Origin of the sequence: Pseudomonas brassicacearum, assembly GCF_003732265.1 — a bacterium.
In the GTDB taxonomy this organism is placed as follows: domain Bacteria; phylum Pseudomonadota; class Gammaproteobacteria; order Pseudomonadales; family Pseudomonadaceae; genus Aquipseudomonas; species Aquipseudomonas brassicacearum_D.
Map to the genome: position 1 here is coordinate 1,349,536 of NZ_MOBK01000006.1, position 12,711 is coordinate 1,362,246.

The window sequence follows — 12,711 nt, forward strand, 5'->3', positions numbered from 1 at the left end:
ATCTGGCGCCGCGGTTTTTCAGATAGACCGTGGTTGCCGGTTTTACGACTGCTTCGCAGCCGGACGCAGGCTTCGCCAGCTGCTACCAGTGGTGCGTTTCAGATAGCATGCCCCAACGTGGCATAGCATTCTTCAACCGAACGCCGCTGCGTCTCGGCATACAACCCCAACTCATCAATCGTCAAGCGTCCCAGCGCCTGTTCAAACGCCTGCTGATTCGAATGCACGCCATAGTGGGTTTGCGCCGCATCCCCCAGGTTCGACTGGAAAATCCCCGCCGCACTCACCGGCAGAAAATCCTCATAGACCAACGGTTCGACCCGCAGATACCCACCGTCGAGCAAATCCTCCAGCGACAACGATTCCAGTGCATCCGCCGACAGGCCTTTTTCCGTCACGAAGTAGCGAAAGTACGCCAGTTCCTGTCGGCGCATGCCTTCGTACGTGTCGGGGAATTCGCCAAAGTGCTGGGTCATCAGCGCGTTGTAGCGTGCGGCATTGCCTTCATTGGGGAAGTCTTTCAACTCGTCCCGAGCGGCGTTGAGCAAACGGTCGTACAACGCCCGACCCTTGGGTGTCAGCGCGGCGCCACGTTGCTCGATTTCGCCGAAGCGCGCGCTGTGGCTGCCACGGGTTTGCGCTTGATCGGTGAACGCAACCGGTTCGTCTAGCGCTTTGAAACTGGTCTGGCGCAGCAGGATCGGGCACTGGCGGCGGGGCGGGCCTTCGACCACTGCTTTAGGGGTGATGCCGTGGGCAGGCATCTGCGCCTGGACGATGTCGATGTCCAGCGTGCGCGGGGTCAGGTGGTTAATGTGCGGGCCTTTGAAGGCCACGACGTCGGCGATCAGGCGATGCTGGTTGCTGAGTTTCTGGTATTGCTCGGCGGTGACGGTGGCGCTGTGATGCCAGCGGAAGGTTTCCAACGCCTGTTCGACGAACTGCTGCGCTTCTTGTTCGGTCAGGCCGCCCCCGGTTTCCGCACGTTCGATCAGGCTCAGCGCTGCCGGGGTAAAGATCTGGCGCTTGTCCAGCACCGACTGGGCGAAGGCGCGCAGTTCCAGGTCTTCGATCAGCTCCAGACGTAGCAGCGAGGTGAATACGCGGAACGGGCTGACTTGCAACGCGTCTTCATGCACCGCGCGAAACGCCGTGGAATGCACCGGCACGCCGGCCGGGGTCAGGTCGTAATAACCCACCGGTTGCATGCCCATCACCGCGAACAAACGGGCGAGGGTGGCCAGTTCTGCGGCGGTGCCGACGCGGATTGCACCGTGACGCTCCAGGTCCAGCCGTTCGATTTCGCCGGTGCTGTTCAACTGACGGGCGATCTGCGGGTCGTTGTCCAGCACGTATTGGTTGGTCTGCTCCACCAGCTCCATGAGTGCGCCGTACAGCGGCACTTCTTCGCGGTACATGTCGGACATCGCTTTGGAGAAGCGTTGGCGGATCAGGTCAGGGCTGACGAAGGGTGACTGGCTCATGAAAGAAATTCCCGGCGCGGTGACGTAAAGGATGTGCGAAAAGATCGCAGCCTTCAGCGGCGCCGACAAACGAAGAATCTTACGAACTTCATTCTCCCCAGGACTGCATCCTCGATGGTTACAGGTGCGAGCGGCTTTCGGTGCGCAGTGATCCCAGGAATTCGCGATACAGTCGCGCCGTATTCGCAGGCTGTTCGACCATCGGCATGTGCCCGATGTGGTCCCAGATATGCACCCGCAGATCGACGATGCCTTTGCTCCAGACGGCCACGCTGCTGACGTCGATCAAACGGTCCTTGTGCCCCCACAGCAACAGCGCCGGGCACTTGATGTCGGCCAGTTTGGGTTCCATCGGCGGGCTGGCGCGGAAGTCGTTGAAGATTTCTTCCAGTTCATCGCGGCTTTGCTCATAGCGCTGGGCCACGGCGTCCAGCACCACGCCGGGCACCCACGGCGGTTCGGCCATGGTCATGGCGTAGAAGCGCCGAAACTCTTCCCGCGAGTGAATCAGAAACGGGTTGTGCCCCTTGGCCAGGTGCCGCTCCAGATCACTGGCCTCGGGCGCGGTGACCCCGGCCGGGTCGATCAGCGCCACAGAGGCGATCCGGTCCGGGTACGTGGCCGCCAGCCACGCCGCGATGTAGCCGCCCATGGAGTTGCCGATCACATGCACTTTCTCGACCCCGCAGACGTCGAGCAGCTGGATCATCCGCTTGGCTTGCAACGGAATGTCATAGCCGCCACCGGCCTTGAAGCCGGTTTCGCCATGGCCGGCGATGTCCGGAATGATCACCCGATGAGTGCCGACAAAGTGCCGGGCGAAGCGCAGCCACAGGTTCTTGTCGGCGCTGTAGCCGTGCAGCATCAGCACACTGCTGGACGCCTCATATGGCCCGCCTTGCCAGGTCGAGACGGTCATTTCGTTGATCGGCACGACGATCTTGTGCAGCCGGTACAACTTGGCCTCGATCGCCATGTTCCAGTCGTACAGCCAATAACCGATGGTCGGGTAGCTCAACCAGCTCCAGGCCACGATAACCGCGATAATGACGACCAATAGAAGCATCGGATGACTTCCTTAAACGTGATCAGGACAGAATGTGGTCGGCCGGTTTCAAGGCCCGGGTCAATCGGTGATAGCTGAAACTGAACCCCGGAAACATGGCGATCACATGACCGCTCTTGCTTTGATACCAGCTGTGACAGCCTCCAGACTTCCAAACAGTGCGCTCCATTTCCCTGTGGATCATTTCAGTGTAGGTACGTTCCGCTTCGGGGCGTACTTCAATGCTGCGTAAACCCTGTGCTTTTAACGTACGGATGCAGTCGAGAATGTAATTCATCTGCGATTCGATGATAAACAGCGCTGAAGTGTGGCCAATGCCGGTGTTGGGGCCGGTGATGATAAAAAGGTTCGGGAAGTCCGGCAGACTGGTGCCCAGGTAGGCGCGCGGGTACTGCGCCCAGACGTCCCTGAGGCGGGTGCCGTGTTTGCCGGTGACGGGGTAGGAAATCACCCCGTCAGTGGCGTCGTAACCAGTGGACCAGACGATCAGGTCGAGGTCGATGTGCTGGCCGTCTTGAGTGACGATGCCTGTTTCATCAAAGGAGGCGATGCCCTGTTCCCGACTGTGCAACGTCACGTTGGGGCGGCTCAGCGCCGGGTAATAGGTGCTGGAGACCAGCACACGTTTACAGCCAATGGTGAAGTCCGGTGTCAGTTTTCGGCGTAGTTCGGGGTCAGGCACCTGGCGCTTGAGGAAGCGCAGGGCCTGATGCTGAACCATGCGGATCGCCGGTTTTGAGTATTTGAAGGCGATCACCCGGGTTTCGAACTGCCAGTAGATCATCCAGCGCAGCAGTTTGTAGGCCGGTTTCAGGCCCAGCAGCCAACGCTGGAAAGGGCCAAACGCACGGTCAGCCCTTGGCAATACCCAGTGCGGCGTGCGTTGGAACACATGCAGGTGCCCGACGTCCGGGGCAATCGCCGGGATGACCTGCGCGGCGCTGGCGCCGCTGCCGACGATCGCCACGCGTTTTTGCCGGTAATCGTAGGAATGGTCCCAGTTGTTGGTGTGAAAGGTCTTGCCCTGAAAGCGTTCCACACCTTCGAAGTGCGGGACGACCGGTTGGCTCAATGGCCCCGTCGCGTTGATCAGGAATTGTGCGTAATACGTGCCTTTGCTGCCGGTGTGCACGGCCCAGCGTTTGTTGGCGTCATCCCATTCGATGCGTTCGACATTGGCCTCCAGTTGCACCTTGTCGCGCAGGCCGAAGTGTTCCACCACGTACTGGGTGTAGTGGTGCAGTTCCGCCTGTTCGGCGAACATTTGCGTCCAGCGATAGGGCGCAAAGGACAGCGAATAAAGGGGCGAGGGCACATCCACCGCCGCGCCGGGGTAGGTGTTCTGGCACCAGGTGCCACCAAAAAAATCCCGTCGTTCCAGCAGGCGAAAATCGTCGATGCCGGCCTTGAGCAAATTGATCGCCGCGCACTGACCGCCAAAACCGCTGCCGATGATCAACACTTGAAAGGTCTGCATGGGCCTCCTTTTTAGAGTTATTGATTGAACCCTCCCTTCATGTATAGCCAAACATTGGGGACTCGCCTCGCGACAATACTCCAGTATTCAGACCGCTCACCGGTGATGGCTATTTAACGTCGCCCTGATAGACTTCAAACGCACCTGCAAGCCCGGTGTTATCAGGTTCCGTTCAGTGGCGCAGAGGCCTTATGGCAAAAGCGGGGAAAGGACTTTCATTGGCCAAGAGGCTTTATACATCGCGAACCCTGGGCCTGGCCTTGGGATTGTTGTGCGTGAGCGCGGCGATGTACCCACTCGACCCGGCTCCGTGGGTGTGGGGGCTGATGCTGTTCAACGGCGTGTTGTGGCCGCACGTTGCCTATCAGTGGGCGCGCCGGGCCAAAGTCCCGTTTCATGCCGAGCACCGCAACATTCTGGTCGACGCCTTTCTCGGTGGTTTCTGGGTGGCGGCCATGCAGTTCAATCCACTGCCCAGCGTTGCAACGCTGTCGATGATGGCGATGAACAATGTCGCCATCGGCGGCATGCGATTCCTGTTGGTGGGCACCGTCGCGCAAATACTCGGGATGGGGGTGGGGTGGTTGGCGTTTACCCCGGCTTTCATTCCGTCGACCACGCCGTTGCAGATGTTCGCCTGCATGCCCCTGCTGATCCTGTATCCCATGGCATTGGGCTGGATCTGCTTCCGTCAGGCCACCACGCTGGGTCAGCAAAAGCGCGAGTTGCTGGCCCTCAGTCGTACCGACAGCCTGACCGGCCTGCTGAACCATGGCGCCTGGAAGGATCAACTTGAAGTCGAATTCCAGCGCTGCCAACGTCTGCAGCAGGGCGGGGCGATCGCGCTGATCGACATCGATCATTTCAAAGGGATCAATGACACCTACGGTCATGTCGCCGGAGACATCGTGTTGCGCCAGTTGAGCAAAATGCTCAAGCAGAACCTGCGCGCTGCCGATGTGGCCGGGCGTTATGGCGGTGACGAGTTCTGCGTCATCCTGCCGGACATGCCGTTGAACAGCGCCGCCGCGACGATGGAAGCCCTGCGCGACCGCTTTGCCACGTTGGGTTATGAGCAGAATCCGGCGTTGAAAGTCAGTTTGAGTATTGGTCTGGCGGCTTTCAGTTCGGCGCATACCGATGCGACTTTATGGCTCAACGATGCGGATCAGGCGTTGTATGAAGCCAAGACCACAGGTCGCAACCGGGTGATCTGCCGCACCAATGGCAAGCCGTATCGCGAACTGCTCGATCCCGTTTGACCCTCACCACCAATCCCCTGTGGGAGCGAGTCTGCTCGCGAATGCGGTATATCAGGCGATATACATTTTGAATGTGACGGCCCTTTCGCGAGCAGGCTCGCTCCCACAGGGGAATTGTGAACGCCGCAAATCCAATGTGGGAGCGAGCCTGCTCGCGATGGGGTCATACCAGGCAATACAGCTAAGCCGCCCGAACCATCACTCCTTCACACGCATGAACTCTTCCGCCCAACGAATGTAATCCTCGGGCTGTGTATACGTATGCGTCAGCTCAGTAGCGCTCAAGTCGGACGCCTGGGTAAAGATCTGCCGCTGCTCGCGCAAGCTGTCGTACGTGGCCTTGATCGCCGCAAAGTAAGCGCCATGCCCATCAATGGTCACCCGCACGCCCAGTTCGGCCAGGCGTTTGTCGTCGCGCAGCGCCGGGTTGCCGTAGGTGACCAGCATCAGCGGCACGCTCAAGTGTTCGGCGATTTTTTCCAGTTGATCGAAGTCTTGCACGCCCACCATGCAGATCCCGTCCGCCCCGGCGGCTTGGTACTGCTGGGTGCGGCTGATGATTTCCTGGATGGGCAGGATGCCGGCGTTGGTGCGGGCGATGATCGCCATTTCCGAATCAACCCGGGCTTCCAGGGCGGCGCGGATCTTGCCGACGCCTTCCGCGACCCCGATCAGGTCGGTGGATTTACGGCCGAATTGCGCCGGCAGCAAGGTGTCTTCGATGGTCAGCGCGGCGATGCCGGCGCGTTCGAGTTCGACGATGGTGCGCATCACATTGAGCGCGTTGCCGTAGCCATGGTCGGCGTCGGCGATGACCGGCAATTGCGCCACTCGGCCAATGCGCGTGGCCTGTTCGGCGAACTCGCTGAGGGTGATCAACGCAAAGTCGGGGGCGCCCAGCACCTGCAACGATGCGACGGAGCCGCCCAGAATCCCCACTTCAAAACCCAGGTCAGCGGCAATGCGGGCCGACATCGGGTCGAAGACCGAAGCCGTGTGGTAGCAGGTGTTGGAAGCGAACAGTTCGCGAAAGTTACGGCGCAAATCTTGATGGGAAAGCCTGGACATACGAGTTCCACCACTGCAATGGGAATGGAAGGGCTTGAGCAAAAGTGTCAACGCCGAAGGAACAAAAGGCTATCACGGGGGCGGGGGGCAAATGATGACGAATTTACAGGGATGCCGGTTTTTTCGTCGGTGCGTTCAGAAAAAGGCTGCAGACCTGATCGGTCTGCAGCTTGCGGCATGTTTAACGGTGGCGCTTTCAGCCGTTAGCCGTCACGTTCCAGATTTGCTTGATTTCATGGATGTTACCCACGTTATAGCGAAGCACGAATTCGCCACACGGGGATTGCTTGGTAGTCTCGACGGGAGTGTTGATCACGTTGGTACCTGCACGCAGCAGCGGGGTTTCATTCCAGTTGTTCGTTGGCTTGTTCATGTTTTCTTCCTTTGGTTTTTATCGGGTAGCGAATGACTACCACTATTAAGCAGTGCCAGCGTTTTTTCAAAGAACGCTGTTTCCTGCGTAGCAATACCGGGATAAGTCGGTATGTAGTTTTCGTCGAAGCACCACGCTTCTTCGTTTTTAACCGATCGTTGAGGATGGATCAGTAAACTCAACGAAGCGGACATTGTTTTCGGGGGGAGCTGCTTGTGTATTTCCTGTAGTGGAAGCATGTGCAGGACCTCGCCGGGTGCGAGTTTAAGTACTCGCTCTTCGCCGAGTATCGGTCTTGCATTCACGCGAATCGGTGTGTCATCAAGTATTTTTCGGGTCACAGTTATATAACCGTCGCCGCTGTAACCCATGGCATAGATTTCAAAGTCGTGGGTGTGGTTCAAATCGTAGATGAACGTTTCACTTTCGTCTTGAGAAGAGACCGGTGACCAAAAACCCAAACGAACAGTAAACAGGTCGTTGTAATACAGAACAAAAGCGTAAGCGCTATAGATACTGTTGCGTGTGCTGAAACCTTCTTGCTGAATAATGTTGTAAAGGTGCTCGCTCAGCAAGGTACGGTTGGTACTCAGTTGACGTAAGTCTTCTATTATTTGTGGCTTGTCACGCTCTAGATCGTAAGTCGCCATTCGCTCAACAAATGTATTCAGCTTCATGCCGCTTCACTCTGTTGTTCGAGTAAAACATTCAGGCGACTGTTTTGCAGGTTTCTCAACAGTGGTACGAAATGCAGTGCGGCTTGCGGATCGATTTTATGAATGACCTGAAATGCCTTCCACGCGACGGCGGGGTGGTAGTGATAAATCAATTCTTCGGCCACTTTGCCAGCCCCTGGATCCTGCGCCGCTTCAAGTAATTCAAGGCTCACGAGGTAGCGTGCGGCGCTATCGTCATGGGGAAACCAGGCTATTTTGTGTCGAGAGGCACGATCAAATACCCCGATATCTGCACTTTTATCTGGCAGGTTGATACTGCCAATGAATGTCGCGTGCCCTTCGCCCGTGGGGTTGCTGTCGAACAGGACCTTCGTGCCGTCGATGAATAACGGGTTGTTGGCGTCGACAATGACCTGCTTTCCAAGTATCAGATTGTTGGCTTCTACTCCATAGAGCTGGACAGGAAATGACTGGTCGTTGATGGCAAACAAAACGCGGTTGCCTGGAACGGTGTACAGCTGCGGTGACGGCGGTGCGCGATCAGGTACTTTGAGACTGATGTTTCCACTGTCGTTGCAGTACAGTGTCAATGTTCCGGTGAGGGTGTTTGTTGACTTCATGATCGTCGCGCTTTTAGATGTTTCATGAGGGTGTTCAGGCGTGTTATGCAGCACGCTGGCTAACTTATGAATTTCAGCGGATGTGTCCAGTATTTTTAAAGTGGTTATCAGTTCGTAGGGTGATAAGGTTGCGTTTAAAAGCGTCTTGATCATGAAGTATTCTGCTTCGGTTTTTTTTGGGTTGGGGCGATCAGCTGGTTTGAGGTTGCGCGAAATGCCGGGGCGTAAGATCAATTGTCTATCGGGCGTTGCGGGGGTGCGTTTAATGTGGCCGGTTTGAGTTTTTAGTATGGGGAGGACGACCACTAAAGGCAATTTAGTAGATGTTAGTTGATGTTGTCAGTTGTTAATGGATGTTTATGGTGGGTTGATCCGCTATGGCGGATTTTGGTTTACATTGATTATTAAAACCGTGGCGACACTGTTACGCAGCCACAGCCTGCTGCTGTTGCCTCAACAAAGGCACCGCACGCACCGAATTGCCGGGTTGCAGTTGCAGGCGTTTGGCGGTGAGGCGGTCGACCACCAGACTGTTGCCGACCATTCGCGCCTTGGCCACGGTAATGCGGCAGTTTTCCAGTCGGCGGTTGTGGATCAGCCACACCGGGGCCTGTTCGTCGGGTGTGCCAATCGCCAGTACCAGCGCCTGACTGTCGCGCACGGTGCGGATTTTCGACACCGGCGCTTCAATCACCGGCCCCGCGTCGAAAATGTCGATGTAACCCTGGTGGGCAAAACCTTCGGCATTGAGGATTTTCATCGCCGGTTCTGTGTTCGGGTGCGCTTTGCCGATCACCGCCTGGGCCTGCTCAGTCAACAGGCAGGTGTAGAGCGGTTGGCGCGGCATCAGTTCGGCGATGAACGATTTGTTGCCCAGCCCCGACAGGTGGTCGGCGTGGCTGAATTCCATTTTGAAGAAGTGCCGACCCAGGCTGTCCCAGAACGGTGAGCAGCCGTGTTCGTCGGCGCTGCCACGCAGTTCAGCGATGAGCTTGTCGCCGAACAATTGCGGGAATTCGGCGACGAACAGCAGGCGTCCCAATGACAATAACCGGCCGTTCGTACCCTGGCGTTGATCGTGGCGCAGGAACAGCGAGCATAGCTCCGATTGGCCGGTCATTTCGTTGTTCAGGAACAAGGTCGGTATTTGCCGCGCAATCCCCAGGTCCGGCGAAGCGCTGACAGTCAGCCCAACCCGATAGTTGTACCAGGGTTCACGCAAGCCCACGGCGCCAGCCATTGCACTGACGCCGACCACTTGCTGATCGTCATCTTCCAGCACAAACAGGTAATCGGCATCCGCACGCTCCACCTGTTCGGCGAATGTCCGTTGGGCCCAGCGCACCCGGTGCGCCAGGCGATCCTCGTTGGCCGGCAGGGTGGTGAACCCGGGGCCGGCCTGTTGCACCAGATCCATCAAGGCGGGCAGGTCGCTGACGCGAACCGGGCGGACAATCATGATGCAGCTCCTTCTTTGCGCCAGTTCGGGCGCTGTCGTTGGGCACGCGGCCGGGTGATGCTCACAACGCGATCAGCCGGATCGGGCTGCCATCGGTCACGTTCAGGGCCTGGCACATCTCGGCGCTCAACCCCACCGGTTGCCCGGTTGAAACATCCAGTTCGACGACGATCGCGCGATAGCCTTCGAGTGCATCGTTGCTCACCAGGTAGCGACCGCGTGCATCGATGGATGAGCGCAGTTGCACCGTACATGTCTGGCTTTGGGCGATGGACAGCACGTTCGAGGTGCGCGCATACAGCGTCGGCCCCCCGTCGAACAGGTCGATGTAGCTGTTGGTTTCAAAGCCTTCGCGCTCAAGAATATCGAACGCCTCCTGGCCATCCGGGTGAATCCGGCCAATGCAGTCCTGTGCCGCCTGGGGCAGCATCGGCACGTAAATCGGGTACTGCGGCATCAGTTCGGCAAGGAAGGTCCGGGTTTCCAGGCCGCACAGCCGTTCGGCCTCGGTATAAGGCAAGTCAAAAAAGTGTTTGCCCACCGCATCCCAGAACGGCGATTGCCCCTCACTGCTGCTATAACCGACGATTTCGGTGATCACCGCGCCGGCAAAGCGCTGCGGATGGGCGGCGATGAACAACAGCCGTGCCCGTGACAGCAACTCCGAAAATGCCGTGCGTACCAGCGAGCTATCGATGTGAAAGCCGCGCAGCAAGGTGTGACCGTTGAGGTCCTGGCACAGCGACAGCGCCGGCACGCCATGCTCGATGTTCAGTTCCCTGGAAGCGCTGGTGAAATGGCGATTGCGCAAGCTGTAGAACGGCTCGTTGAACCCGGCGGTGGCCAGGAGCTCCGAACACCCCACCAAGCGCTTGACCGTCAGGTCCTCCAGCACGAAGAAGTAATTTTCCGGGCCATGTGCCTCGACGTTTTTTTCGAATGAGGCGCAGGAATCGAGAATCCTCAGGCGCAGGCGTTCGGTGTCGTCCGGCAACGACGTGACGCCCACCAGGCTGTCGCGCGCCAGTTGTTGCAACTGGGGCAGGTCGGTTAACTCGACTGGGCGTAAGACCAGCATGGATGAACTCCTGTATCAAAGGGTTCGGCGATGTGTTCCGAACCTGACTATCACTGTCGGTTTCCACGCGTTAAAGCAGCGATCACCTGATTTGTTGTCAGACGTCGCCCTTTTTATATTCAACCGTTGCTTGGCTCGGACAGCACCACCGTACGGGGCCGGTTTTGTTGAGCAAAAAGAAATAGACCAGTCCCAAGGCTATGGCGCGGGGAGGGCGCGTAAACAGACGGGGCCAGCGCAGATGGACTTGTTGCAGGTGGGTACGTGGTTGCAAGAGGGCGAGCCCGTTACGCCGGTACGGGGCCAGCAAGGCGCGTGTGACCTTGCGTTCCGACGACGTCAGCTCCAGGCCGGCGTCGGTGATCAGGTCTCTGAAGGTGGGCATCCGGGCTCCTGCTGGATGGCGGTGTCGGTTTCATTTCAAAAATTGCGAAAGCAGTATTTATGTAGCCGAGCCTACAAGTCTAGTGAATTCTTTCACGCCTTTTTTGAGCCCGAAAACGGGGCGTAAACCGCGTGCTAAAGGAGCTACATGGAATTCGACAGCACTTGTAGGCAATCGCCAGAATCCGTGTCGGAGATTGCCGATTACACGGCCTTATCAGGCGGGCAAGCGCTGTGGGCTGGTTGAAACGAAACGCCCTGAATCAGGCTTCTTGCGGCACAATCAGGCGAATATCGTCGGCGCGTTGCCGATATCCGTTTCATCGACAGGGTGTTCATCCGTGCAAACAACCCGTTTGACCTTGATCTGTCACGCTCGAACCGTCGCACAGAAATTGGCGCGTTTTCCTACGAATGAACCGTTGGAAATGGACTGGCAATCGGCGAAGGGTTCGCGTCGTCATTCATTCAAAGGGACGCCGCGTTTGCTCTGCGGTCCGGAATTGCGCACCCGGCAAACGGCCGCATTGTTTGGCGATGAGGTTGAAGTGATCGCCGCATTGAGCGATTGCAACGTCGGACAGTGGCAGGGCGTGCGCGTTGATGACCTGCAAACGTCACAACCCGAGGCGCTCCAGGCCTGGCTCGATGACCCTGGCTCTGCCCCGCATGGCGGGGAGTCTGTGGCACAACTGGGTCAGCGTGTCGCGCAGTGGCTGCACACCCTTGAGGCAACACCGGGGCACGTTGTTGCGATCACCCATCCGTTTGTCATACGCGCCGCGCTAACCCACGTATTACAGGGGGCAGCGTTCAACCAGATCGACGTTGAACCGTTGTCAGCCATTGAGTTGCGGTTCACCGGCTGCTGGCGCCTGCGCTTGCTCGGCACTGATGCCCAAGGGGTGCTGTGATGAGAAAACTGTTGGTCATCGGCATCGGTGCCGGCAACCCCGACTACATCACCATGCAGGCCGTGAAGGCGCTGAACCTCGTCGATGTATTTTTCCTGATGGACAAGGGCCAGGACAAAGATTCACTGATCAACCTGCGCCGCGACATCTGCGAACGCTACATCACCGATCACGACTATCGCTTCGTCGAAGCCCACAGCCCCGAGCGTGAGCGCGGTGAGGTGGACTACACGACCAGTGTCGAAGACCTCAACCTTGCCAAGCAATTGACCTTCGAGCGGCTGATCAACGAGGAAATGACTGACGAGCAGTGCGCCGGTTTCCTGGTGTGGGGCGATCCGGCGTTGTACGACAGCACGATCCGGATTTTGCAGGCGATCCTGGCGACGGGGCGCTGTGAGTTCGAGTTTGAGGTGATCCCCGGTATCACCAGCGTCCAGGCATTGGCGGCGCGCCATAAAGTGCCGCTCAACCGCATCGGTCGCTCGATTGAAATCACCACCGGGCGCCGGTTGGCGGCGGGGCAGGTGAGTGAGGCGGACAGTGTGGTGGTGATGCTGGATGCTCAGGATGCCTACCGTCAGGTGGCCGATCCGCAGACCGAGATTTACTGGGGGGCTTATTTGGGGACGCCGGATGAGATTTTGATCAGCGGCAAGCTTGAAGAGGTGGCGGATGAGATTGAGCGGGTGCGCAAGGCGGCTCGGGTGGCGAACGGGTGGATTATGGATACCTATTTGCTGCGTAAGCCTTGATGTCGGCGGTGGTCAGACCGACGCCTTCGCGGGGGGTGTCAGAAATTTTGTGTTCGGGCATAACATGAGTAAGAGGTGCATGTATGCCAACCAA

The 12,711-nt window shown here is 58.0% G+C and carries 13 protein-coding genes; 3 read left to right on the forward strand and 10 right to left on the reverse strand.

Going from position 1 to position 12,711, the window contains the following annotated elements; genetic code table 11:
- Nucleotides 1-98: 98 nt before the first annotated feature.
- From hglS to BK660_RS19280, 3 genes are all read right to left on the reverse strand, one after another.
- On the reverse strand, nucleotides 99-1,484 hold the full coding sequence (gene hglS, locus BK660_RS19270) for a 2-oxoadipate dioxygenase/decarboxylase HglS (RefSeq protein WP_123434593.1): 1,386 nt from the start codon (nucleotides 1,482-1,484) through the stop codon (nucleotides 99-101).
- A 118-nt stretch (nucleotides 1,485-1,602) separates the two neighbouring features.
- The gene (locus tag BK660_RS19275) at nucleotides 1,603-2,550 is read right to left on the reverse strand and encodes an alpha/beta fold hydrolase (protein WP_123434594.1); all 948 of its coding nucleotides are present in this window, start codon (nucleotides 2,548-2,550) and stop codon (nucleotides 1,603-1,605) included.
- Nucleotides 2,551-2,572: 22 nt separating this feature from the next.
- A complete protein-coding gene (locus BK660_RS19280) occupies nucleotides 2,573-4,027 on the reverse strand; it encodes a flavin-containing monooxygenase (RefSeq protein ID WP_123434595.1) in 1,455 nt (484 codons plus the stop codon).
- Between the two features lie 191 nt (nucleotides 4,028-4,218).
- On the opposite strand from BK660_RS19280, the gene BK660_RS19285 reads away from it, so the two are divergent.
- Nucleotides 4,219-5,289 carry a diguanylate cyclase gene (locus BK660_RS19285; RefSeq protein WP_123434596.1) on the forward strand — a complete coding sequence of 357 codons (1,071 nt, stop codon included), beginning with the start codon at nucleotides 4,219-4,221 and terminating at the stop codon, nucleotides 5,287-5,289.
- 198 nt (nucleotides 5,290-5,487) lie between these two features.
- Here the strand turns inward: BK660_RS19285 and BK660_RS19290 are convergent, their stop codons facing one another.
- The 7 genes from BK660_RS19290 to BK660_RS33630 all read right to left on the reverse strand — a co-directional run bounded on the left by BK660_RS19290 (nucleotide 5,488) and on the right by BK660_RS33630 (nucleotide 10,949).
- Nucleotides 5,488-6,357 (reverse strand): isocitrate lyase/PEP mutase family protein, encoded by an 870-nt coding sequence (locus BK660_RS19290; protein WP_027925208.1) that lies wholly within the window; start codon nucleotides 6,355-6,357, stop codon nucleotides 5,488-5,490.
- Nucleotides 6,358-6,553: 196 nt separating this feature from the next.
- Nucleotides 6,554-6,730, reverse strand: a complete 177-nt coding sequence (locus BK660_RS32645) for a hypothetical protein (protein ID WP_172825910.1) — start codon at nucleotides 6,728-6,730, stop codon at nucleotides 6,554-6,556.
- Nucleotides 6,727-7,407, reverse strand: a complete 681-nt coding sequence (locus tag BK660_RS19295; protein WP_123434597.1) for a transposase — start codon at nucleotides 7,405-7,407, stop codon at nucleotides 6,727-6,729. The genes BK660_RS32645 and BK660_RS19295 overlap by 4 nt, the downstream gene beginning before the upstream one ends.
- A complete protein-coding gene (locus BK660_RS19300) occupies nucleotides 7,404-8,261 on the reverse strand; it encodes a hypothetical protein (protein ID WP_259698514.1) in 858 nt (285 codons plus the stop codon). Before BK660_RS19300 ends, BK660_RS19295 begins: the two co-directional genes overlap by 4 nt.
- A 190-nt stretch (nucleotides 8,262-8,451) precedes the next feature.
- The gene (astA, locus tag BK660_RS19305; RefSeq protein WP_123434599.1) at nucleotides 8,452-9,486 is read right to left on the reverse strand and encodes an arginine N-succinyltransferase; all 1,035 of its coding nucleotides are present in this window, start codon (nucleotides 9,484-9,486) and stop codon (nucleotides 8,452-8,454) included.
- Nucleotides 9,487-9,547: 61 nt separating this feature from the next.
- Nucleotides 9,548-10,564 carry an arginine N-succinyltransferase gene (locus BK660_RS19310; protein ID WP_123434600.1) on the reverse strand — a complete coding sequence of 339 codons (1,017 nt, stop codon included), beginning with the start codon at nucleotides 10,562-10,564 and terminating at the stop codon, nucleotides 9,548-9,550.
- 97 nt (nucleotides 10,565-10,661) lie between these two features.
- Nucleotides 10,662-10,949 (reverse strand): hypothetical protein, encoded by a 288-nt coding sequence (locus tag BK660_RS33630; RefSeq protein WP_404942947.1) that lies wholly within the window; start codon nucleotides 10,947-10,949, stop codon nucleotides 10,662-10,664.
- 340 nt (nucleotides 10,950-11,289) lie between these two features.
- Between BK660_RS33630 and BK660_RS19320 the strand changes: the two genes are divergently transcribed.
- A complete protein-coding gene (locus BK660_RS19320; RefSeq protein ID WP_123434601.1) occupies nucleotides 11,290-11,862 on the forward strand; it encodes a histidine phosphatase family protein in 573 nt (190 codons plus the stop codon).
- On the forward strand, nucleotides 11,862-12,617 hold the full coding sequence (gene cobF, locus BK660_RS19325) for a precorrin-6A synthase (deacetylating) (protein WP_123434602.1): 756 nt from the start codon (nucleotides 11,862-11,864) through the stop codon (nucleotides 12,615-12,617). Before BK660_RS19320 ends, cobF begins: the two co-directional genes overlap by 1 nt.
- The last annotated feature ends 94 nt before the right edge of the window (nucleotides 12,618-12,711 follow it).